20 protein-coding genes are annotated in these 23,014 nt (G+C 58.9%); 12 read left to right on the top strand and 8 right to left on the bottom strand.

What is annotated here, in order from left to right:
• The first annotated feature begins 6 nt into the window (after positions 1-6).
• The 4 genes from puuE to PI91_RS12430 all read left to right on the top strand — a co-directional run bounded on the left by puuE (position 7) and on the right by PI91_RS12430 (position 4,622).
• A complete protein-coding gene (gene puuE / locus PI91_RS12445; RefSeq protein WP_039266226.1) occupies positions 7-1,278 on the top strand; it encodes a 4-aminobutyrate transaminase in 1,272 nt (423 codons plus the stop codon).
• 150 nt (positions 1,279-1,428) lie between these two features.
• The gene (locus PI91_RS12440; protein WP_039266225.1) at positions 1,429-2,916 is read left to right on the top strand and encodes a carboxypeptidase M32; all 1,488 of its coding nucleotides are present in this window, start codon (positions 1,429-1,431) and stop codon (positions 2,914-2,916) included.
• Between the two features lie 230 nt (positions 2,917-3,146).
• Positions 3,147-3,521: an acid resistance repetitive basic protein Asr gene (gene asr, locus PI91_RS12435; RefSeq protein WP_021241183.1), complete on the top strand. Its 375-nt coding sequence runs from the start codon at positions 3,147-3,149 to the stop codon at positions 3,519-3,521.
• Positions 3,522-3,800: 279 nt separating this feature from the next.
• Positions 3,801-4,622 carry a serine protease gene (locus PI91_RS12430; protein ID WP_023344007.1) on the top strand — a complete coding sequence of 274 codons (822 nt, stop codon included), beginning with the start codon at positions 3,801-3,803 and terminating at the stop codon, positions 4,620-4,622.
• 1 nt (position 4,623) lies between these two features.
• On the opposite strand, the gene PI91_RS12425 is transcribed toward PI91_RS12430, so the two are convergent.
• The 3 genes from PI91_RS12425 to mdtJ form a co-directional block, all read right to left on the bottom strand.
• Complete coding sequence (locus PI91_RS12425) at positions 4,624-6,786, bottom strand: bifunctional diguanylate cyclase/phosphodiesterase (protein ID WP_039266224.1); 2,163 nt, start codon at positions 6,784-6,786, stop codon at positions 4,624-4,626.
• A gap of 84 nt (positions 6,787-6,870) precedes the next feature.
• Positions 6,871-7,200 (bottom strand): multidrug/spermidine efflux SMR transporter subunit MdtI, encoded by a 330-nt coding sequence (mdtI, locus tag PI91_RS12420; protein WP_008502462.1) that lies wholly within the window; start codon positions 7,198-7,200, stop codon positions 6,871-6,873.
• Positions 7,187-7,549: a multidrug/spermidine efflux SMR transporter subunit MdtJ gene (gene mdtJ / locus PI91_RS12415; protein WP_008502463.1), complete on the bottom strand. Its 363-nt coding sequence runs from the start codon at positions 7,547-7,549 to the stop codon at positions 7,187-7,189. Before mdtJ ends, mdtI begins: the two co-directional genes overlap by 14 nt.
• A 421-nt stretch (positions 7,550-7,970) precedes the next feature.
• Between mdtJ and PI91_RS12410 the strand changes: the two genes are divergently transcribed.
• Positions 7,971-9,005 carry an AI-2E family transporter gene (locus tag PI91_RS12410; RefSeq protein ID WP_039266223.1) on the top strand — a complete coding sequence of 345 codons (1,035 nt, stop codon included), beginning with the start codon at positions 7,971-7,973 and terminating at the stop codon, positions 9,003-9,005.
• Positions 9,006-9,008: 3 nt separating this feature from the next.
• Here PI91_RS12410 and PI91_RS12405 read toward each other — a convergent pair whose 3' ends face one another.
• Entirely contained in the window at positions 9,009-9,956 is a 948-nt protein-coding gene (locus PI91_RS12405; RefSeq protein ID WP_039266222.1) for a zinc-dependent alcohol dehydrogenase family protein, read from the bottom strand.
• 25 nt (positions 9,957-9,981) lie between these two features.
• Positions 9,982-11,007, bottom strand: coding sequence for an LLM class flavin-dependent oxidoreductase (locus PI91_RS12400; protein ID WP_008500518.1), 1,026 nt, complete (start codon positions 11,005-11,007; stop codon positions 9,982-9,984).
• Positions 11,008-11,185: 178 nt separating this feature from the next.
• Here PI91_RS12400 and yajD point away from each other — a divergent pair, with 178 nt between their 5' ends.
• Entirely contained in the window at positions 11,186-11,533 is a 348-nt protein-coding gene (gene yajD / locus PI91_RS12395; protein ID WP_003857471.1) for an HNH nuclease YajD, read from the top strand.
• Between the two features lie 37 nt (positions 11,534-11,570).
• Here the strand turns inward: yajD and PI91_RS12390 are convergent, their stop codons facing one another.
• On the bottom strand, positions 11,571-12,371 hold the full coding sequence (locus PI91_RS12390) for a MipA/OmpV family protein (RefSeq protein ID WP_039266221.1): 801 nt from the start codon (positions 12,369-12,371) through the stop codon (positions 11,571-11,573).
• 124 nt (positions 12,372-12,495) lie between these two features.
• Here PI91_RS12390 and PI91_RS12385 point away from each other — a divergent pair, with 124 nt between their 5' ends.
• From PI91_RS12385 to PI91_RS12370, 4 genes are all read left to right on the top strand, one after another.
• Positions 12,496-13,191 (top strand): response regulator, encoded by a 696-nt coding sequence (locus tag PI91_RS12385; protein WP_008500520.1) that lies wholly within the window; start codon positions 12,496-12,498, stop codon positions 13,189-13,191.
• Entirely contained in the window at positions 13,188-14,384 is a 1,197-nt protein-coding gene (locus PI91_RS12380) for a cell wall metabolism sensor histidine kinase WalK (RefSeq protein WP_023344001.1), read from the top strand. The genes PI91_RS12385 and PI91_RS12380 overlap by 4 nt, the downstream gene beginning before the upstream one ends.
• Positions 14,385-14,462: 78 nt before the next feature.
• A complete protein-coding gene (locus PI91_RS12375) occupies positions 14,463-15,611 on the top strand; it encodes an efflux RND transporter periplasmic adaptor subunit (protein ID WP_039266220.1) in 1,149 nt (382 codons plus the stop codon).
• Positions 15,608-18,685, top strand: a complete 3,078-nt coding sequence (locus tag PI91_RS12370; RefSeq protein WP_039266219.1) for an efflux RND transporter permease subunit — start codon at positions 15,608-15,610, stop codon at positions 18,683-18,685. The genes PI91_RS12375 and PI91_RS12370 overlap by 4 nt, the downstream gene beginning before the upstream one ends.
• 18 nt (positions 18,686-18,703) lie before the next feature.
• On the opposite strand, the gene PI91_RS12365 is transcribed toward PI91_RS12370, so the two are convergent.
• Positions 18,704-19,471, bottom strand: a complete 768-nt coding sequence (locus PI91_RS12365; RefSeq protein ID WP_039266218.1) for an arylamine N-acetyltransferase — start codon at positions 19,469-19,471, stop codon at positions 18,704-18,706.
• A 96-nt stretch (positions 19,472-19,567) separates the two neighbouring features.
• Between PI91_RS12365 and PI91_RS12360 the strand changes: the two genes are divergently transcribed.
• The gene (locus PI91_RS12360) at positions 19,568-21,013 is read left to right on the top strand and encodes a PLP-dependent aminotransferase family protein (RefSeq protein ID WP_039266217.1); all 1,446 of its coding nucleotides are present in this window, start codon (positions 19,568-19,570) and stop codon (positions 21,011-21,013) included.
• Here PI91_RS12360 and PI91_RS12355 read toward each other — a convergent pair.
• Positions 20,985-21,869, bottom strand: coding sequence for a LysR family transcriptional regulator (locus tag PI91_RS12355; RefSeq protein WP_023327303.1), 885 nt, complete (start codon positions 21,867-21,869; stop codon positions 20,985-20,987). The genes PI91_RS12360 and PI91_RS12355 overlap by 29 nt on opposite strands.
• A gap of 134 nt (positions 21,870-22,003) precedes the next feature.
• Between PI91_RS12355 and PI91_RS12350 the strand changes: the two genes are divergently transcribed.
• Positions 22,004-22,984 (top strand): nitronate monooxygenase family protein, encoded by a 981-nt coding sequence (locus tag PI91_RS12350; RefSeq protein ID WP_039266216.1) that lies wholly within the window; start codon positions 22,004-22,006, stop codon positions 22,982-22,984.
• Positions 22,985-23,014: the final 30 nt, after the last annotated feature.

Below are 23,014 nucleotides of genomic sequence, written 5' to 3'. Positions count from 1 at the left end.
TCTGACATGAGTAACCAGGAATTTCATCAGCGCAGACTTTCTGCCACCCCGCGCGGCGTTGGCGTAATGTGTAATTTCTTTGCCCGCTCGGCGGAGAATGCCACGCTCACCGACGTGGAAGGCAACGACTATATTGATTTCGCCGCCGGGATCGCGGTACTGAATACCGGCCATCGTCATCCTGAACTGGTGGCCGCAGTCGAAAAACAGCTTCACCAGTTCACCCACACGGCCTACCAGATTGTGCCGTATGAAAGCTACGTTTCATTGGCCGAAAAACTTAACGAGCTGGCTCCGGTGCAGAGCCCGGCCAAAACGGCGTTCTTCACAACGGGCGCGGAAGCGGTGGAAAATGCCATTAAAATCGCCCGGGCCCACACCGGCAGACCGGGCGTGATTGCCTTCGGGGGAGGCTTTCACGGCCGAACCTATATGACCATGGCCTTAACCGGCAAGGTCGCGCCTTACAAGCTGGGATTTGGCCCCTTCCCGGGCTCGGTTTATCACGTGCCGTATCCCTCCGAGCTGCACGGCATCACGACGCAGGATGCCATCACGGCGATAGAACGCCTGTTCAAAGCAGATATTGAGGCGAAACAGGTGGCGGCGATTATTTTTGAACCCATTCAGGGTGAAGGCGGATTCAACGTCGCCCCGCCAGAGCTGGTGGCCGCCATCCGCCGTATCTGTGATGAACACGGGATCGTGATGATTGCCGACGAAGTGCAGAGCGGCTTCGCCCGTACGGGTAAGCTGTTTGCGATGGAACACTACGCGGACAAACCCGACCTGATGACGATGGCTAAAAGCCTGGCAGGCGGAATGCCGCTGTCCGGCGTGGTGGGCCGCGCCGAAATCATGGACGCGCCGGCTCCCGGCGGCCTGGGGGGCACCTATGCAGGCAACCCGCTTGCGGTGGCCGCCGCGCACGCGGTGCTGAAGATTATCGACAACGAGTCGCTGTGCGCGCGCGCCCGTGAGCTGGGCGATCGGCTGAAAGCCACGCTGGAGGAGATTCAGGGCACCTTCCCTGCGCTCGTGGCGATAAGGGGAAGAGGATCGATGATTGCGGCGGAGTTTTTTGACCCCGAGAGCCGTGAACCGTCGGCCGCCATCGCGCAGGCGATCCAGCAAAAGGCGCTCGCCCAGGGCCTGCTGTTATTGATCTGCGGCCAGTACGGCAACGTGATCCGCTTCCTTTATCCGCTGACCATTCCGGATGCCCAGTTCAACCAGGCGCTGGCGATCCTGCAACAGGTTATGCGCGATAAGTCCTGAGTGCCCACCGAAAACCGTCTCCCGGAATGCCGGGGACGGTTTCAACGGAGGAGATCGGCACAGATTTCCTCCGCGTGGGAAATGTTGGGGAATTGGGTCTGTTTCATTGTATGCTCCCTGAAACACATCCCCGGCATGAGGAAATAAGAATTGCAAAAAACATCAGCCTATCAGTCACTTGTGAAAACCTTCCAGCGTCTCTCCCGCTTCTCGCACCTTACCTCCATCGCCAGCTGGGACATGTTTACCATGATGCCGCCCGGCGGCAGCGCCGCGCGCGGCGAGGCGCTGGCGGAGATGAGCGTCCTGCAGCATCAGATCCTGACCGATAAAAAAGTCGGCGACCTGTTAGCGGCGGCGGCAGGTGAAGATCTGAATGACGTCGAACAGGCCAACCTGCGCGAAATGACGCGCCACTACCAGCAGGCGACCCTGCTGCCGGAATCGCTGGTGGAAGCCAAATCCCTGGCGGGCAGCAGGTGCGAGCACGCCTGGCGCACGCAGCGTCCCGCCAACGACTGGCAGGGCTTTTCCGCCAACCTGAAAGAGGTGGTCAAACTCAGCCGTGAAGAGGCACGCCTGCGGGCGGAAGCCAAAGGCTGCACACCGTACGACGCGCTGCTGGATATTTTTGAGCCCGACATGACCAGCGCCCGTCTGGACGTTCTGTTCGGCGATATGAAATCCTGGCTGCCGGGCCTGCTGGCAAACGTCGTGGAAAAGCAGGCGCAACGTTCGTTTGTTCCTCCTCAGGGCCCATTCCCGACCGCAACACAGCGTGAACTGGGCCTGGAAGCCATGAAAATGCTCGGTTTCGATTTTAACGGCGGTCGCCTCGACGTGAGTGCGCACCCGTTCTGCGGCGGCGTGCCGGAAGACGTGCGCATCACCACGCGCTACGACGAGGATGAACTGCTCAGCGCGCTGTTTGGCGTGATCCACGAAACCGGACACGCGCGCTACGAACAAAACCTGCCGCGCGCATGGGCAGGACAGCCGATTGCCCTCGCCCGCTCAACCGCGATCCACGAATCCCAGAGCCTGTTCTTTGAGATGCAGCTGGGACGCAGTGAAGCCTTCCTCAAGCATCTTCTCCCTGCGGTGCACGCCCGCTTTGGCAGCCAGGCGGCGTTCAGCGAAGAGAATTTTATTGCCTGGAACCAGCGCGTGAAGCCGGGCTATATCCGCGTCGATGCGGACGAAGTGAGCTACCCGGCACACGTGGTGCTGCGCTATGAGATTGAGCGCGCGCTGATCAACGGCGAGATCGAAGTGGACGATATCCCTGCCCTGTGGGACGAGAAAATGCAGGCCTGGCTCGGGTTATCCACCAAAGACAACTACCGCAACGGCTGCATGCAGGATATCCACTGGACTGACGGCGGTTTTGGCTACTTCCCATCCTATACGCTGGGGGCCATGTATGCCGCGCAGCTGTTCCACGCCGCGAAAACGGCGCTTCCGGGTCTGCAGGCCTCCATCGCTGAGGGCGATTTTTCCGCACTCTTTGAGTGGCTGCGTCAGAACATCTGGCAGCACGGCAGTCGCTTCAGCACGTCGCAGTTAATCACCCAGGCGACGGGTGAAGATCTGAATATCCGTTATTTCCGCGAGCATCTGACCTCCCGTTATTTGTAATCTGTTTGGCCGGGGGTGAGGGACCTCAGGTAAAGAAGTCGTATGTTCCCCCTCACCCCAGCCCGTACACCCTCATGGGAGAGGGAGCCGTCTGTGCAGGACCCCGGCAATGTACATATGGTTACACGCCGATACCAATCACTCACGGAAACCCCGAATTTACAGGGATATAGTTATTTCAACGGCCCCGCAGTGGGGTTAAATGAAAAACCAAATTCGAGGGTATGAACATGAAAAAAGTATTAGCTCTGGTTGTTGCCGCTGCTATGGGTCTGTCTTCTGCTGCGTTCGCTGCTGAAACCACTGCTGCACCGGCTGCTGCGGCACCTGCTGCAACGACCACCGCGGCGCCAGCAAAAACTGTCCATCACAAGAAACATCATAAAGCCGCTAAACCGGCTGCAGAGCAAAAAGCCCAGGCCGCTAAAAAGCACCACAAAAAAGCGACCAAACCAGCTGCAGAGCAGAAAGCCCAGGCTGCTAAAAAGCACCACAAAAAAGCGACCAAACCGGCTGTAGAGCAGAAAGCTCAGGCTGCTAAAAAGCATCACAAAAAAGCAGTAAAACACGAAGCTGCTAAACCAGCTGCACAGCCAGCTGCGTAAGAGTACAAGCTAAACCGTGCCCTTCGGGGCACGTTGGTAAACCGGCGCTGAACCGGAACAGGTTCCGCGCCGTTTTTTTTATCCGGAGGGCGTATGCTGCGGCGCTATCGGTTTGAGCTGATTCTGATCCTGCTTATTTTATGCGCGCTCATCGCCAGCCATTTTTATCTTTCCTGAATGTAGCACGCTGATTTTACTCCCACTTTAGCGCTGTCCCGTCTATAGTATTTTCATAGGGTTCACTTTTAATAATCATAATTACCCCCACCAGAGTGAGATATGCGTAAATCTGTTGTGTTGTTACTGGGAACGTTTGGTCTTTTTTCTGGATTCTCACATGCGGATGATGGCGGTGATGACACCATTAGCGCGAAAGAGCTAAAGACGCTTTTTTTCAATCATGACGACCGTACGCGCGTCGCCGATCCCACCCAGGCGCCCTGGGATGCTATAGGTCAACTGGAAACCGCCAGCGGTAACTTATGTACTGCGACGCTGATCACCCCTCAGCTTGCCCTTACGGCAGGCCACTGTCTGTTAACGCCGCCAAACGGCAAGCCGGATAAAGCGGTGGCCTTGCGGTTTGTGTCGCAAAAAGGGACCTGGCGCTATGAAATCCACGGCATTGAAGGCCGGGTCGATCCGTCTCTCGGCAAACGGCTGAAACCGGATGGTGACGGCTGGATCGTGCCACCGGCGGCCGCCTCATGGGACTTTGGCCTGATCGTTTTACGCTACCCCCCTTCCGGCATTTCGCCGCTGCCGTTATTTGACGGCGATAAAGACGCACTCACCGCCGCGCTGAAAGCCGCCGACCGGAAGGTGACGCAGTCCGGCTATCCTGTCGACCATCTGGATACCCTTTACACCCACACCGACTGTATTGTGACGGGCTGGGCGCAAACCAGCGTACTCTCGCACCAGTGTGATACGTTGCCGGGCGACAGTGGTTCACCGCTGATGCTGAAAACAGATAACGGCTGGCAGTTGATTGGCGTGCAGAGCTCTGCACCGGCGGCGAAAGATCGCTGGCGGGCCGATAACCGGGCCTTGTCCGTGACCGGTTTTCGCGACAAGCTGGAAGCGCTGGCGCAGCAGTAAATCAGCATCGTCTGACCTGATGTAATGCCCTGATTGACTCAATCGGCATCGGCTGGCTGAACCAGAAACCCTGCAGTTGATCGCAGCCAGCCAGCCGCAGCAGTTTCATTTGTCTTTCGGTTTCGACCCCTTCGGCGACCACCGCCATCCCCAGCGCGTTGGCGATCCGCACCGTGCCGCTCACCAGCGCGGCCGCCTGTTCATCGTGGTCCACCAGCCCGGCCAGCGATTTATCAATCTTGATGGTGTCGAAGTTAAAACGCCGCAAATAGCCAATGCTGGAATAGCCGGTGCCAAAGTCGTCCAGCGCCACCGCGGTGCCCAGCGCTTTAAGATTGGCTATCGCCATGCGGGCACGCTCCGGGTTTTCGAGCACATAAGACTCCGTGACCTCCAGCTGCAGTCGGTTGGCAGGGAAATGGGTGGTCTCCAGCACGCTGGCCACTTTGTCTTCGAAGGCGGGATCGCGGAATTGTGCGGGAGAAATATTAACGGAAAGCGTTAAGTCACCGTACGGCTGGAGATCCTGACATGCGCGCTGCAACACAAACTGGCCCAGTTTGTAAATCAGACCGCTGGTCTCCGCGATGGCGATGAAGGTATCCGGGCCCAGCGGCCCTTCCGGGCGACGCGGCCAGCGGACTAACGCTTCGACGCTGCTCATTTTCTGGCTGCGGGCGTCAATAATCGGCTGATACCAGACCTCAAACTCATCGCGCTCCAGACCGTTACGGATCTGATTTTCAATCGCCAGCTTGCGCTCACGGGCGCTGTTCAGCTCGGCGTCGTAGTGGGTGATACGCCCTTTCCCGCTCATTTTGGCATGGTACATGGCAATATCGGCGCGACGAAACAGCTCGGAACTGGTGCATTCAATCAGGGTTCCGCTGGCGATCCCGATACTGGCCCCGATATGGATGGTGCGTTCCCCCAGCTGAATCGGGGAGGAGAGAGAATCCAGCACCGACACGGCAAAAGCGGAGGCCTGTGACTCTGCCTTATCACCGCCGATTGTCATGGCAAACTCATCCCCGCCCATACGCGCCAGCATTCCCCCTGGCGGCACGCGCTCACTCAGCGTTTTCGCAATCGCCACGATGAGATCGTCACCCACGCTGTGGCCGTAGATGTCATTCACGTCTTTAAAGCCATCCAGATCGATAAACACCACGCTTTTGACGTCGATATCTCCGCGTAAGCTCACCCGATCCAGCGCCTCGATGAGCGCTCGCCGGTTCGGCAGATGGCTTAGCCAGTCCGTTCTGGCCACCAGACGTGCCTGGCTTTCTCCTCGCGCAAGCTTGTACAGCCCCACGCTGCTCACCAGAATAAAGAGCAGGATCAGGGCCGATGCCAGCACGACAATCTGGGTGATATCAGAGGATGCCGCCCGGGCGGCCTGCGCTCCCGGAAGCCGTGCCTGCCAGTTAAGATAGCCCAGCAGCTCCCCTGCCGAACTGCGCAGCGGCATACTCAGCTCGTTAATTTTATCCGGCGTAAAGTGCAGGTTATCGATCTGAAAGGTCGACCCCAGGTCGGATAAAATTCTGGCGTTCAGATGACGGGTGATTACCAGATAGCGGCGCGTTCCGTCGGTAACCTGTAATCTTCCGACCATCGGGCGAATCAGCCCAATGCCCACAAAGGCGACGCCGCTTCGCGTTTTGCTGATCCCGGCATAGATATTTTTATCCCCTGACAGGGCGCGCGCGTGCTGAGCAATAAGCGCCTTCAGCCCCTTACCGAAAAAATCGAGATTCGTCTCCTGAAATGGCTGACTTTGAAACGATCCCCAGATGACGTTGAAATGCTCATCAAGCACGAAGGTGCCATCATAGAGGTTGTTGATTTTAAAGCCGGCGCCCCAGGTGTTATACAACCAGTTGGTATCGAGCGTGGGACGGTAGGCCTCTCGCACCGCATCGTCCCAGACGGCGTTATCCAGCACCAGCGAGGAGACGCGGTTGACCGATGTCTGAATGGCCCCCTGTACGGAAAGCGCCGCGCGATGTTCATCAATTTCATTGGTTTTGGTGCTGATAAGATGCAGGGAAAGATAGAGGAGTGCGACGACGGAGATGATTAAGCCGATGCCCGCCATAAAGACCATGGCAAACAACGTTCTCGCGGTGGGAATATTGCGCCAGCTTAATGTGCGATACATCCGCCATCCTCTTCAGGGTTTTGCTTTTCTAAGCGTAATACAGGCAGCGAATTTCGCTGCCTGTAAAGGATGGCTTTATGAGCGTCAGGCGAGTTTTATCATAATCATACCGGCAAGCAGCAAGATGAGTCCCATCCAGCCCTTGTTATTTAAACGCTGACCGAAGAGCACCCAGCCTGCGGCCAGCGTGGCGGCGATACCAAAACCGCCCCACAGCGCATAGGCCACCGACAGGTCAATCCCTTTTACCGCCTGGGACAGCGCGCTGAACGCGCCCAGAACCGCGGCAATCGACATCAGGCCGTAGAGCTTACGGCGAAAACCATCGGAGAATTTCAGCAGGACGTTCGCCAGAATTTCCAGCACGATGGCGAACCCCAGCCAGGCCGCATGAACCCACTCAAACTGTTGCATGGTTCTGCTCCTTCTGCACTTTAGACGGCTTACGGGTACCTGATTTAATCAGCACAATACCCGCGACCAGCGTCGTTAATCCGGCGACCTTCATTGTTGTTAATGTTTCGTCAAATATCAGCACGCTGAACAGCGTAATCAACAAAATACCGATCCCTTCCCACAGGGCATACGCGACGCCCAGCGCAATTTTTTTCACCGCAAATGAGAGGAAAATATAAGAAAGCGAAATCATCACCAGCATCAAAATAAAACCGGTATTGCCATCGCTGACGCTTGCCCACTTCATCGACAGCGTGCCGGTAATTTCAGCAATAATAGCCAGTGCTAATAAAATCCAGTAAAACATGTTTTTCTCCTGCTTGAGAATATAATCCATCGTGGCCCGCTGCGTGCAGCAAACCCAAAAATACGAATTGAAATCAGTCAGCTAAGCGCTTAGCGCCAGCTCAGGCAGAAGAAATGACTAGAGTGCGGTGCGCCAGTGTTGCTCACCAGAAAGCAGGCAGAAAGAGGTGGAGTATACAGCAGTATTGTTTGAAGAGTACGTCCTGAACATATTGTCCATAAAATTACAATTATCCGCGTTGTTGCTTCTCGTCTTTGCGGATGAAAATTGTCCTCGGTAGTTAAACACACCGAATTTGTACCATAAGCCAGGATTTTACTCAAAGTCTTTGCAATTCTTTACCCACCCCGTTTGATTTTGGTTAGTTTATTGCAACGCCTTTCGCCTTTATTATAAAAATAACGAAAATTGCGGAGTCACCATGGCTAAACCCATCATTACCCTGAACGGGTTAAAAATTGTCATCATGCTGGGCATGCTGGTGATCATATTGACAGGCGTGCGCTTTGCCGCCGACATTATTGTGCCCTTTATTCTGGCCCTGTTTATTGCGGTGATCCTCAACCCGCTGGTGCAGCGCATGACGCGGCTTCGCATCCCACGCGTGCTGGCCATCACGCTGCTTATCAGCATCATTATTGTGGCGATGGTGCTGCTGGTCGCTTATCTGGGCACCTCGCTCAATGAACTGGCGCGAACGCTGCCGAAATATCGCTCTTCGCTGGCGATCCCCCTCCTGCAGCTGGAGCCCTGGCTGCAGCGCGCGGGGATCGAAGTCTCGGTTGAGGAACTCCTGAAATATATCGACCCCAATGCGGCGATGACGATCGTCACCAGCCTGCTGACGCAGCTTTCCAACGCCATGACCTCTATTTTCCTGCTGTTCTTAACGGTGGTGTTCATGCTGCTGGAGGTGCCCCAGCTGCCGGCAAAGCTGCAGCAGATCATGGTCCGTCCGGTTGAAGGAATGGGGGCGATCCAACGCGCGCTGGACAGCGTCTCCCGCTATCTGGTGCTGAAAACGGCCATTAGCCTGGTGACGGGCGTTGTCGTCTGGGTGATGCTTCTGGCGCTGGACGTCCGCTTTGCGTTCGTCTGGGGGTTACTGGCGTTTGCGCTTAACTACATTCCCAACATCGGCTCCGTGCTGGCGGCGATCCCCCCTATCCTTCAGGTGCTGGTTTTCAGCGGGCTTTATGACGCGCTGATCCTGCTGGCCGGATACCTGGTCATCAATCTGGTGTTCGGTAACATACTGGAACCGCGCATGATGGGCCGGGGCCTGGGGCTGTCCACGCTGGTGGTCTTTTTGTCCCTGATATTCTGGGGCTGGCTGCTCGGGCCCGTCGGGATGCTGCTCTCCGTTCCGCTCACCATCATCGTCAAGATTGGTCTGGAGCAGACGGCGGGCGGGCAAAGTATCGCCGTGCTGCTGAGCGATATGGGTCATAAATAGCCGTCATTCCGCCATCGACAGGAGGGGCTTGCGGGTCCTTCCACCTTCACGATAGGCGCTGAGCGCCCTTCGCCACTCCGCCAGCGGGTACACCGTAACGTCGCTGTACTCACTGTCGGGCAACCTCTGCCAGATGCGATCGAACTCTGCGCGCCACGCCTCAACGCTGAGCGCATCCAGACCGTTTCGGATATGGAACCACGCCACGCGCGGCGCAGGCCGCCGCTGTGTGAAGGCTTGCCCGGACAGCAGCCCGTAGCAAACAAACATGCCCGGCTCGGGCATCACGCTGAGGATCGCTTCCGCAAGCGGCCCGCCGGTGGCATCGTAGACGATATCGCTGCGTGCGGCGACGGCGCCGATTCTGTGCGCGTCATGCTGCGCGACAGGCGCGATCCCCATCGCCTCCAGCCGTTCAGCATGCACGGCGGAACGGTGAATGCCGAACACCGCTTCCGCCCCCGCCTGACGCGCCCACTGCCCCAGCAGGATGGCGCAATCGGATCCCGCAGCCGTGAGCAAGACCCGCTTTCCGCGCGGCGGGTAGCGGGTCAGCATCATCTGCGCCGCCAGCGGGTTGATGTAGGCCCGCGCGGCCAGGCGCGAGTCGACAGCGTCCGGAACGGGTATCGCATACTCTGCCGGGCAGTCCACATAGCGCTGCCAGGTGCCCTGACCGCGCAGCGGCAGGACGCGCTTACCCACCAGATGCTTAAACGAGGCGGGCGCCCCGGTGACAACCCCGACACCTTCATACCCCGCGACCGCCGGTAAGGGTGTTCTGTGGCGATAGGCGCCGGTGATGGGGATAAGATCGGACGCGTTGACCGGAGAAAACAGCATCCGCACGCGGAGCTGTCCGGGCGCAAGCGCGCCCAGCGGCGCGTTTTCAGGTTGCAGAACAGAGTCTGGCTCGCCAAACCGGCGATACCAGAGGGCCAGGTTTTCCATTACGATCTCAAGGCTGATAGCGGAACTACTCGCGCCAGCCCATTGCCGGTGCGACATGTTTGAGAATAGACTCAATCACGTGCGCATTATAATCCACCCCCAGCTGGTTCGGTACGGTCAGTAAGAGCGTATCCGCCTCGGCAATCGCCTCGTCCTTTTTCAGCTGTTCAACCAGCTTGTCCGGCTCCGCGGCATAGCTGCGCCCGAAGATGGCGCGCGTTTTCTCATCAAGATAACCCACGCTATCGCTGTCGTTGCGGCTGGCACCGAAATACATCCGGTCGCGGTCGTCCATCAGCGCAAAAATACTGCGGCTAACCGACACGCGCGGCTCGCGCGTATGCCCTGCGTCTTTCCAGGCCTGACGGTACGCGCGGATCTGTTTTGCCTGCTGAATGTGGAACGGCTCGCCGGTTTCATCGTCCTTCAGCGTTGAGCTTTGCAGGTTCATGCCCAGTTTTGCCGCCCATACCGCCGTCGCATTAGAACCCGCGCCCCACCAGATACGCTCGCGCAGCCCTTCTGAATAAGGCTCCAGACGCAGCAGCCCCGGTGGATTGGGGAACATTGGCTGTGGGTTCGGTTTGGCAAACCCTTCCCCACGCAGCACCTCAAGCAACACCTCGGTATGACGACGCGCCATATCCGACTCGTTTTCCCCTTCCTGCGGGACATAGCCGAAATGCCGCCAGCCATCAATAACCTGCTCCGGTGAGCCCCGGCTGATGCCAAGCTGCAGGCGACCGCCGGAAATCAGATCCGCCGCGCCCGCATCTTCGGCCATGTACATCGGATTTTCATAGCGCATGTCGATTACGCCGGTGCCAATTTCGATGGTTTTTGTTTTTGCCCCTATAGCGGCCAGCAGAGGGAACGGCGAGCTAAGCTGTCGGGCGAAGTGGTGCACGCGGAAATACGCGCCGTCTGCCCCCAGCTCTTCAGCCGCCACGGCTAAATCGATGGACTGCAGCAGCGTATCGGCCGCCGAGCGCGTGCCGGACTGCGGTGAAGGCGTCCAGTGACCAAAGGATAAAAATCCGATCTTTTTCATAACCCTGTGTCCTGATAATGCGTTGCGTTCTGTCCACTTTACGCATTACCCGGTAAGAATAAATGCCGTTTATTTAACGGAATGGTTCAAATAAATTGACATAACTGACGGGTTCGTCACGACGCAACGTTATGGGATATACTCTTCCCCACTCTTTTCATGGCAGGTAAAACCGGCAATGGCTTTGATCCCCAAAAACTACGCGCGGCTGGAAAGCGGCTATCGCGAAAAAGCATTAAAAATTTATCCCTGGGTGTGTGGACGCTGCTCGCGCGAGTTTGTCTATTCCAATCTGCGTGAACTCACGGTTCACCATATCGATCACGACCATACCAACAACCCGGAAGATGGCAGCAACTGGGAGCTGTTGTGCCTGTTTTGCCACGATCACGAGCATTCGAAATACACCGAAGCGGATCAGTACGGCACCACCGTGGTGGCCGGGGAAGACGCGCAAAAAGACGTGGGCGTCGCCACGTTTAACCCGTTTGCCGATTTAAAGGCGATGATGGATAAGAAGAAGTAATCCTCTCGCCCCCTCGCTCACATCATGATCCGCGAATTTAGAATGTCCAGGTGATAGCGGCGGTTGCAGACCCCTCATTACGCCGCATCACGATCGGGCTTTGATTGGCATGGTCGCCAAGCCAGGTATAGTCCGCGCTGAGGACAGTTCCCCAGTGAGCATCGAACTGATGGCTCCAGGTCAGGCTGGTGTCGACGCCGTAAAATCCACCCGGCGCAGCATAGCGGCGATAGCCGGTGCGGCGATAGCCGGTGCGGCGGCTCTGCTGCTCACTGACCCCATACCAGGTATTCAGGTAACGGCTGTCGCCAAACAGGGCCGCAGACTGAAAGGCTATCGTGTCCTGGTTATTTTGTACCGGGATCAGCGTAACGGAGGCCTGATAGCTTGCCCCCTGACTGTCGGTTAACGGCAGCGTCGCTTTGCCTTCCATGCTCAGCCATGGCGCAGCCTGCCAGCCCACGGCAAGGCCGGTATTCAGGGTGGCATCAATATCCCCCATCCCTTTCAGGTTGTTTGCCCCCTCGCGCCAGCCAGAATTTTTATCAGCCCTTCCGGGATCGTAGCCCAGCGTGTGTTCGAAATACCAGCCGCTGTCGTTTTGCAGGTCATATCCCACCCCTTTTTGTGCATCAACAAAGAAAGCGCCTTTGCGTCCCTGCAGCACAGGAACCACCTGCCACACCTGCTTGTCTGAGCCTGAGTAACGCGGGGCATATTGCCCTCCCAGCCCGACGGTTAAGGAATCAGACGCGGTGTCATCATCCGCCTGCGCGGCGGATGCCACGACCATCAGAAGCGGGACGGACATATACAGGACTTTTTTTATCGCTATCATACTGCTCTCCTTACAGACGCTGGCGTCTCCTGAGACAGGGACAGCCACACAATGTTGGCGCAGTATGATTTGGCTGAATCAATGAATCGTCGGGATAGTGTTAAGAAATGGTCAAGGTGAACGGATGTTATCCAGAAGAGTGCTGATTATTGAAGATGACGCCGACGCGGCTGGCGTGCTCGAAGCCTATTTACGGCGTGAAAATTACGACGTGACCATTACCGGAGACGGTCTTTCCGGGCTGGATATGGCGCAGCGGTGGAAGCCCGACCTCATCCTGCTGGACGTGATGCTGCCGGGACTTAACGGCACCGAGGTGCTGGCGGGCCTGCGTCGTAAAAGCGATGTGCCGGTAATCATGGTCACGGCCATGGGGGATACTCCCGATCGCATTGGCGCCCTGCGCTACGGTGCCGATGATTACGTGGTGAAGCCTTATCATCCGGGCGAAGTGGTGGCGCGGGTGCAGGCGGTGCTGCGGCGCAGCAGTAAAAAAGAGACAGAGGAAAAGATCCTTCGCTGGCAAACGCTGGCGGTGGATGTCGCCGCCATTGTGGCGTGCGTGGACAACGGCGACGACGCGCCTGTGATGCTCGATCTTACGCCAACGGAATTCTCACTTCTGGCAACGCTGCTGCGCTCGCCTGCGCACCCGTTCTCCCGCCAGTATTTACTGGAACACTGTTTGCCGGAAAGCGAGGCGCTGGAGCGCGTGGTGGACACCCATATTTATAACCTGCGTAAAAAACTCGAAGCTGTGGGTATTTCCGGCGTGCTGATCAACGTGCGCGGCGTGGGTTACAGGTTCAGACAGCCATGATAAAAAACCGGCACGCCTCTCTGTGGCGCTGGATTTGCGCGCGCATCCTGGCGCTGGCTATCGGCAGCGTGATCGTCATTGCCACCTGCATGTGGCTGCGCTATGCGGTACAGAACTACTGGATCATGGGCAGGATGCCGCCAGCGGTCCGGCAGGAGTTTCTTACGCTCAGCCAGAACCCGCAGGCCAATCCGGCCCGCTTCCACACGATTGTGGATACCTGGTGGGGCCTGAGCTATTCCACGCCGTCCATCGCCTCAGCGGACTGGGTCACGGTGGCCCTGCTGGTGCTGGTGATGATCCCGTTTATTGTGGTGATGGGGCTCAAACACGCCCGCCCGCTGGCGCTGCAGTTCAGCCGCCTTCGCGATGCGGCAAAGGATGTCGCCGAAGGGCAATTTGGCCGTCAGGCAGAGCTGATCAAGGATGCACCGGCAGAAATGGTCAGCTTTGCGACCGACTTTAACTCCATGACGGGGCAACTGGCCCGCTATGAGAAAGAGCTCCGCGCCTCGCACGTCGCGATGGCGCACGAGCTGCGCTCGCCCCTGACGGCCGCCATCGGGCGTCTGCAGGGCATGCTAGACGGCGTGTTTGATGCCAGCCCGGCGCAGCTGGGCATGGTGATGAAACAGCTCCAGCACCTCAACCGCCTCACCGACGAGCTCCACCTTCTCTCTTTGGCAGACGCGGGTAACCTTGTGCTGGAGGACCAGCCGTTCTGTCTGGATGAGCTGATTCAGGAGCGGGCTGCCTGGATCATGCCCCAGGCGGATGCGCATCATTTCAGGATAACGCTGCGTAACCCGCACACCAGCCCCTTCCGGGGCGATGCGTTCCGTATGGGACAGGTCGTTACCATCCTCATGGAAAATGCGCTACGTTACGGACGCGAAGGCGGCCACCTTGAGGTGGCGCTGCATTACGCCAGCGGGCATTACATCCTCGAATTCACCGATGACGGACCGGGCGTGTCGCCCCAGTTCTTACCGGAAATGTTTAAACGCTTTAGCCGCGAGGAGCAGTCCCGCGCGCGGCATTCCGGCGGCAGCGGCCTCGGTTTGTCCATCGCCCGGGCGATTTGCGAGGCGCATGGGGGTGAGATTAGCGCGTCATTACCGGAAACCGGCGGCCTTGCGGTGCGCATTTTGTTGCCCTGGCAGCCGTCCGATAATGAAAATCTCCCCTCTTGATAAAGCCTTGACAGAACATCGAATCTTTCTCGACGTAGCGCGCATTTAATAACGCCATTCCCTTTATGGAGCGGCGTTATGTCAGACGAATTTTTTCTCTCCCTCCGCCACTGCCTGCATCATTTGTACGGCGTGGCGCGCACCCTTTCCTGGCTGCATTTTCTTCCCCTGGCCCTGCTTGCGCTGGCGATTTTTCCGCTGACCGGCTGCGGTGATAAACACGAAAACAAACCTGACCCAGTGCGTAAGGTACGCTACGTCGTCGTTGGCTCCGCCCAATCCCTTCCCGCGCTGGAAAGAACCGGTGAGCTCCATGCCCACGATGAAACGACCCTGAGCTTTCGCACCGGAGGCCGGATACTGATGCGTAGCGTTGATATTGGCGACCGGGTCACTGCCGGACAGCTGCTGGCCACGCTTGATAATACGACCGGGCAAAACCAGCTCGACAGCGCAGCGGCCGACTATGAAGGCGCCAAAGCCTCTGCCCAGGTCGCCGCGCTTAACGTCAGTCGCATGCAAAAGCTTATGCCAACGGGCGCGATAGCCCGCACGCAGCTCGACAGCGCCCGGGCGGACTGGCTTGTCGCCCGCGCGCGCTTAAAAAGCAGCGAGGCCGCATGGCGAAATGCCCGCGAAAGTCTCGGCTGGACGCGCCTGATCGCCCCACAAGCGGGCGTCATCACGGCCGTGAGCGCCTCTGCGGGACAGGTTGTCAGCGACGGCCAGTCCGTGCTGACGCTGGCGACCGGGGAAGCCCGCGACGTGGCGTTTGACATTGCCGCGCCCGATGCGATCCTGCCTCTGGATAAGGCGGTTTTGCAGGTTTCCCTGCTCGGCGACCCGTCGGTACAGGCGTCTGCCCTGCTGCGGGATATGACCCCGCAGGCCGATCCTCAGACCCGCACGTGGCGCGTCAGAGCCACCCTGCAAAACCCGCCGGAGGCCATGGCGCTCGGCGCCAGCGTCACCGTAACGTTGCCCTCCGCCGCCCCGCACGGGTACGCGCTTCCCGCGTCGGCGCTGACCCGAGCCGGCGACAAACCGGCGGTTTTTGTGATTACCCCGCAGTCGCGGGCGCAGCTGCGCGTGGTGGTGCCCGTCGGCTATACAGCCACCTCCGTCATGATTGCCTCCGGCCTTGAGCCCGGCGACAGGGTGATTACGGCGGGCGTGAGCACATTACGACCCGGCGAGCCGGTGATGGCCGGAGAGGTTCAGCCATGAACACAGGATCGGAAGCCCAATTTAACCTCTCCGCCTGGGCGCTGAAGAACCAGCAGATGGTCAGCTTTTTCATGCTGCTGGTGATTGCGATGGGCGTGTTCTGCTATGAGAAGCTGCCGCGTAACGAAGATCCGGCATTCACCATTAAAACGGCCGTCGTCTCCGCACAGTGGCCGGGAGCCTCCGTGACGGATACCACCCGCCTGCTGACCGATACGCTTGAAAAAAAGCTGCAGGAAACGCCCTGGCTAGACTATCTCGAAAGTGAAACCCGTGCCGGACGCACCGTTATCCACGTCAACCTCCGTGACGATACGCCCCCGCAACGCGTGCCCGATATCTGGTATCAGGTTCGCAAAAAAATGCAGGACATCGCGCCGTCCCTGCCCGAAGGGGTGCAGGGTCCTGCCGTGGATGACGAGTTTGACGACACGTTCGGCACAATTTACGCCTTTATTCCCGAAGGCTTCACGCTGCGGGAGGTGCGGGATCGCGCAGAGACAATACGGCGCGAGCTCATGTCCCTGCCGGATATGGGCAAAACCACCCTGCTGGGCGAACAGCAGGAGCAGTGGGTTCTCGCCTTTTCTCCGGCACGCCTGGCCGGGATGGGGCTGGATATTCAGGACGTTGCCGACGCCCTCCGGGCGCAAAACGCCGTTGTCCCGGCAGGAACGATGCGTACCGGGCAGGAGAACATGGCGATAAAGGTCAGCGGGGCGCTCACTACCGAAGAGAGTTTGCGCGCCGTCACGCTGCACGTTAACAATCGCTATATTCCGCTGACCGACATTGCCACCGTCACCCGGGAAATCGCCGAGCCACCGGCCCCGGCCTACCGGGTGAACGGCAAACCGGCTATCGGGCTGGCGGTGTCGATGGCGCCGACAGGCAACATGCTGCGTTTCGGTGCTGCGCTGAACGCAAAAATGGCGGCCCTCAGCGCCGGGCTGCCGCACGGTATCGAGATGGTGAAAGTCGCCGATCAGTCAGCGGTGGTGAGTGAAGCGGTAAGCGGGTTTATCCGGGTACTTATCGAAGCCGTTGTTATCGTGCTGGCGGTTTCATTTGTCTCGCTGGGTTTGCGGGCCGGACTGGTGGTGGCGACGGCCATTCCGCTGGTGCTTGCCATGACGTTTGTCGGCATGATGCTCGCCGGTATTGGCCTTCAGCGTATCTCGCTCGGGGCGCTGATCATTGCCCTGGGCCTGCTGGTGGACGACGCCATGATCGCCGTCGAAACGATGGTCTCCCGACTGGAAGCGGGGGATTCCCGTCGACTCGCGGCCACCTGTGCATTCAAAACGACGGCCTTCCCGATGCTCACCGGTACTCTGGTCATGATTGCCGGTTTTATTCCCGTTGGTTTTGCGGCCTCCAGCGCCGGTGAATACTGCTTCTCCCTGTTTGCGGTGGTGCTCATCGCCCTGCTCTGCTCCTGGGCCGTCGCGATCCTGTTTTCGCCGCTAACGGGCACGTGGCTGCTGCCGGAAAAAGTCAGACATCACGCGGCAGGACCGGGACGGATCGCGCGCGGGTATGGACGGCTTTTACGCCTGGCGCTCCGCCACCGGCTCGCTACCGTACTGATTGCGCTTGCCACGCTGGGGCTGTCAGCGTACGGCACGACGTTTATGCAGGGCGAGTTTTTCCCCGCCTCGGACCGGCCCGAGTTGCTGGTCAGCCTGACGCTTCCGGCCAACGCGTCGCAGCCGGAAACCCTCAGAGAGGTGGAAAAGCTGGAAAAAGCGCTGGCCGACAACAGCAATATCGATCGCTTTTCGACGTACGTTGGCTCAGGCGCCGTCCGTTTTTACCTGCCGATGGACGTGCTGCTGGAAAATGAAAATATCGCCCAGATGGTTGTGGTCGCGAAGGATCTTGCGGCGCGGGATCGTCTGCATGCGCAGCTCAACACGATCCTGGCAACACAATTTAGCGACATCATCACCCGCGTGTCGCCCCTTGAGCTGGGGCCTCCCGTCGGCTGGCCCATCAAATACCGGGTGAGCGGGCCGGATTATCTGCAGGTCCGGGCGCTTGCGAACCGTCTCACGGACGCGATTGGCCGCTCCCCGTTCTCACGCGACGTTAACCAGACGGCCGGAGAGCCGGAGAGGGTCATCACCCTTAAGGTGAATCAGACGGCGGCCAGAGCGGCGGGAATATCGTCAGAAAGCCTTGCCCGCACGCTGAATACCGTCTGGTCCGGCAGCGTTGTCACGTCCATCAGAGATAATGACCGCCTTGTCGACGTGGTGCTCAGGGCCGAGGACAGCGCGCGCCAGAGCACCGCCACTTTCTCCTCACTCACGATTCAGGGGAATGACGGTAAAAAAATTCCGCTCAGCGCCGTCGCAACGCCGGTCTGGGGCGTGGACGATCCGGTCATCTGGCGCCGCCAGCGCGTGCCCTTTATCACGGTGCAAACCGACCTCGCCCCGGGGCTGAGGGCTGAAGCGGTATCCGCCGCGCTGCGTCCGGCGGTCGATAAACTGCGCGCGAGCCTGCCCGCAGGTTACAGCATTGAAGAAGGCGGCGCGGTTGCCGAATCGGATAAGGGGAACAGCTCCGTCTTTACCGTTCTTCCGGTGACGCTGGTCATCATGCTGATGCTGCTGATGCTTCAGCTGCGGCGATATTCCCGGATGCTGCTGGCGCTCCTGATGGCCCCGTTTGGTTTACCGGGGATCGTGCTGGCTATGCTGCCTGGCGGCACGCCGATGGGGTTTGTTGCGCTGCTGGGCGTCATCGCCCTGGCGGGGATGATCGTGCGTAACGCGGTAATATTGATTAGCGAGGTTGACAGCAATCTTGCTCAGGGGATGGCATATGATGCCGCGATTATGGCAGCGGCGGAGCACCGGGCCAGACCCATCTGCCTGACCGCCTGCGCCGCCATTCTGGGCATGATCCCCATCTCTCACCAGGTTTTCTGGGGTCCAATGGCCTATGCCATTATCGGCGGGCTGCTGGCTGCGACGCTGGTGACGCTGACCGTGTTACCCGCGTCGTTTAGCCTGCTGTTACAGTGGGGGGCTCAGCGCAAAGCCGCAGCCGACGGGCCGGGCTGAGTCCCCATCTTTCTCCGATTACGCGGCGGTCAGCGCAAAACGGTCTTTCAGGACATGGCGGATGTCCTCCTCCGCCAGCTGCCGCGTTTCAGTGCCGTTCGCCGTGATGGTTTTCAGCATATCGCCCAGCAAAATCTGGCGTCCTTCCGGGCTGTGCTGCACCACCACCCGCTTCTGCACAAAAATAGCATCAGGATGCGTGGAGTTCAGGTAGTTGGCCGGAACGAAATCAATCCACTCCTGGGGCGTGAGATCGAAGCCGTATTGTCGGGCCCATTCGCCTTCAACCTTCGCCTCAAGCAAATACTCGCCCTCCGCGCTGCGGCTCAGGCGAAACCTGTCGAAATCCTGGGTGATTTCCACGTCAAGCGTGTCCAGCGCCATTGGCGCGCGGATGCCGTAGCTGCCGAACCCGAGATCGCAAAGCCACTGGCGGCTCTCCACCTCGGCGATGAGCGCCATATGGGTTTTCGGACGCCGCGCGGGGTAGAACATCGGGCGCGCCGCCACGAAACGGTAAGGAATGCCAAGTGCTTCCAGCGCCATGGCAAAAAGCCCGTTCACCTCATAGCAGTAGCCGCCGCGCCCTTTCTTTAACACCTTCTCGGCAATGTCGTCTGGTGCCAGCGAGACAATTTTCCCCGCCTGCACGTCCAGATTTTCAAAGGGAACGGAAAAGAGCTGATGACGCATCAGCGCATGCAGGGTGGTCGTATCGGCCGCCGCCGGTCCGGTGTAGTTTATGCGTTTGAAATACGAGGAAATGTCGAAATTATCGCTGTGCATAATGCCTCCTTGTCCTGAACATGCCGGACACTATAGATGGCGCACATCATTGGCTGTATAGTCAGTTTTATCGAAAATTAGCCTGAACAGATACCCATGTCTGCCCCCTCCCCACACTATCGCCGGATTGCTGAGCGTCTGCGCCTCACGCTCTCTTCAGGCGCATTGCGAGTCGGTGACCGGATGATCTCCGCGCGTAAACTGGCCGAACGCGAGCACGTGAGCCTTCCGACGGCGCTGGAGGCCCTTCGCTGCCTTGAGGCTGAAGGGCTGATCGTTGCGCGACCGCGTTCAGGTTATTACATCCGCCAGATCAGCCTCCCTCCGCGCGCGGAGCCCGCGCGTTCCACGCCGGGCCCGGTGCCCGTGACTATGTCCGCCGTGGCCCGCTCGCTGTTCAGCAGCGCAGAAGCCCGCCTGGTCCCGCTGGGCGCCGCCCTGCCCGATCCCGCGTGGCTGCCCGGGGAGGCGCTACAGCGGGCGTTACACTCCGTGGGCCGTCGTCTGGACGCGCATGGGCAGAGCTACAGCCTGCCGCCGGGAAGGCGTGATTTACGAAGCAAGATTGCGGCGCGTGCTGCGCAGTGGGGAGCCCGCTTCGGCGCGGACGATCTGATTATTACCGCAGGCGCGACGCAGGCGCTGCGCCTGGCCCTGCGGGCCGTGTGTCAGCCAGGTGATGTGGTGGCGGTGGAGCAGCCCGCCTACTTTGGCACGCTCCTGCTGCTGGAGGATTTAGGCCTGAAGGCGTTAGAAATCCCCACCGATCCTGCTGAAGGTCTGTTACTGGAACCGCTGGCTGACGCCATCCGCTGCCACCGTCCCGCGGCCGTCCTGGCCTCGCCCACCGTGCAAAACCCATTGGGTGCCAGCATGCCCGTCGCGCGCAAGCAGGAACTGGTTGCTCTGCTTGAAGAAGCCGGTATTCCTCTGATTGAGGACGACGTTTACGGTGACCTGGTCGGTGACGGGCAACGTCCTCCGGCCTGCAAAGCCTTCGACCAGAACGGGAATGTGATTTACTGCAGCTCCCTGTCTAAAACGCTTGCACCGGGGTGGCGAATCGGCTGGATTGCCGCCGGACGCTATTACCCGCAGGTCTTGCAGGCCCGCATGGCCGGAGACTGGGCCGGCGCGCCGCTGCTGGAAGCCGCGACGAGCGAGATGCTGGCAAACGGCGACTACGACCGTCACCTGCGGCGGCTAAAGCGGCGGATCGCAGAGGGAATCGCCGCCGTCGTGGCGCGGGTCAAGGCCAGTTTTCCCCCCGGTACCCGCGTAAACGTCCCCGCAGCTGGCTTTCTGCTGTGGGTCGAACTTCCTCCGCAGGTCAACGCGCTGGAGGTGCATCGCCGCGCGCTGGCGCGGGGTATTGGCGTCAGCCCCGGCCCCCTGTTTTCCCCTGGCGCAGAACTCACGCACTTTCTGCGGCTAAACTGTGCAAACGAACCGACGCCCCGCCTGCTCACTGCCGTGGAGCAGATTGGTGCGCTATGCCATGAGCTGGCCGCTTTCACACCAGACTCTCCAGCCATTCGGTAAATACCCGTACCTTGCGGGAGAGATGACGATGTGGGTAGAGCAGTGACAGTTTGCGGTCCGGCGAGCGATATTCAGGCAGGACCTCAACCAGCAGGCCGCGGTCAATGTAAGGCTGGAGAAAGAGATTCATTCCCTGCATTACCCCCAGCCCGGCCAGGCCTGCCGCGATGTAGGCCTCGGAGTTATCCACCACGAGCTTACCGGGTAGCGCGATCTCCGCAACGCCCTCTGGCGTGGTAAACGTCCACGGCTGAACGTGCCTGCTGCTGTTGTTAATCCAGTTAATCGCCTGATGCTTGCGTAAATCCTCCAGCGTTTCTGGCGTACCGTGTTCAGCCAGCCAGGCCGGGCTGGCGCAGGTCGTGATTTTAATGTTCCCGATTTTACGCGCGATATAGTCGCCGTCGTCCAGCTCGCCCACCCGCAGCACGCAGTCCAGACCGTCCCGCAGCATATCCCGACGGCGGTCAGAGCTGCTCAGGATGATGTCGATATCAGGATGCTGACGATAAAAATCAGGCAGGTTCGGTATCACCCGCAGCGCCGCAAAAGAGATGGGCATATCCACACGCAGCTGGCCGTGTATCGGCCGATCGGCGCCAAACGACTCCAGTAATTCGTCCGCCTGCGCCAGCAGGGGTTTACTGCGGCGATAAAAGGCTTCCCCATCCGGCGTCAGGCTAATCCGACGCGTGGTGCGCTGCAGGAGCCGCGTGCCGCTGTGTTGTTCCAGAAGCTGCAGCGCTTTGGTCACTGCCGGTCGATGGACCCGCAGATTTTCCGCCGCCTGGGTAAGGCTCCCCGAGTCGACAATTTCAATAAAAATCCGAATAGATTCAAAGAGGTTTATTTGCATAAGGGATGTCTTGCCGCGAGCGGGAGAAAATGATTGTTATTAATTTTATAACAGTGATGAATGTTTTTGGCTATTTTTCCTAACAATCTTCCTCTCTACACTCTCCCTCATTCAAACGTAAGGGAGAGTCTGCTATGAAAAATAACCGTATCTGTCAGATCCTGGGTATCGAAAAGCCCGTTATTCAGGGACCGTTATCCTGGCTTACTGATGCCCGTTTAGTGGCCGCGGTCAGCAATGCCGGAGGACTCGGCGTGCTGGGCCCCAACGCCGGTTTAACCGCCGATACCGCGGTCTCCACGCCGGAAGAGACCGCCGAAAAAATGCGGGAAGAAATTCGGAAAACCAAACGGCTGACCGAAAAACCCTTCGGCGTGAACCTGATCCCCACCGCCGTTAATGACGTCTGGACCGGGCCAATTCTTAAGGTGGTAAAAGAGGAAGGCGTCAGGGCCGTGGTGTATACGGGCTATGGGGAAGGCAGCATTATTCCCGCGCTGTTCAATGAGTTAAAAGAGGCAGGTATCGCCATTATCTACCGCGACATCAATCCCACGCCGGAAAATACCCTTCTGGCTGAAGAAATGGGGGCTGACATCATCGTCGCCACCGGTTTTGACGAAGGCGGGACGCTACCCGCGACGGCGCTGGGTACCTTTTCCATCGTGCCGCTGATTGCCGATGCCGTGAAGCACGTCCCGGTGATGGCGGCGGGCGGTATAACCGATAATCGCACCGCCAGAGCGGCGCATGCGTTAGGGGCGGAAGGCGTGTTTGCCGGCTCGGTGTTTATCAGTACCGAAGAAAGCCGCGTGCCGCAGGGGGTCAAAGAGAAAATTGTTGTCGCCAACGGCCTGGACCTGCTGCTTTTCCGCACCGTCCCCCACTACTATCGTTCTCTTCCCGGCAAGCTGGCGGAAAAACTGGCGGCGATGGATAAAGCGGGCGCAAGCAACGAAGCGCTGGGCAAGGCGATGGGCGGATTACGGGGCCTGCGCCTGGGCATGCTGGAAAATAACACCGATGAAGGGTATATCGCGCTCGGCACGGGGATTGGGAATATCCGCAGCGTGAGAAGCGTGGCCGAGGTTGTCGATGCGTTAACGGTTGAGTAAGCCCTTAACCCTGATGCTATGGACGCTGCA

The sequence above is a fragment of the Enterobacter sp. FB genome (genome assembly GCF_000805795.1).
GTDB classification, from domain to species: domain Bacteria; phylum Pseudomonadota; class Gammaproteobacteria; order Enterobacterales; family Enterobacteriaceae; genus Enterobacter; species Enterobacter roggenkampii.
Note: the sequence above shows the minus strand (reverse complement) of the source record. Positions and strands in the feature narration are given on the sequence as shown.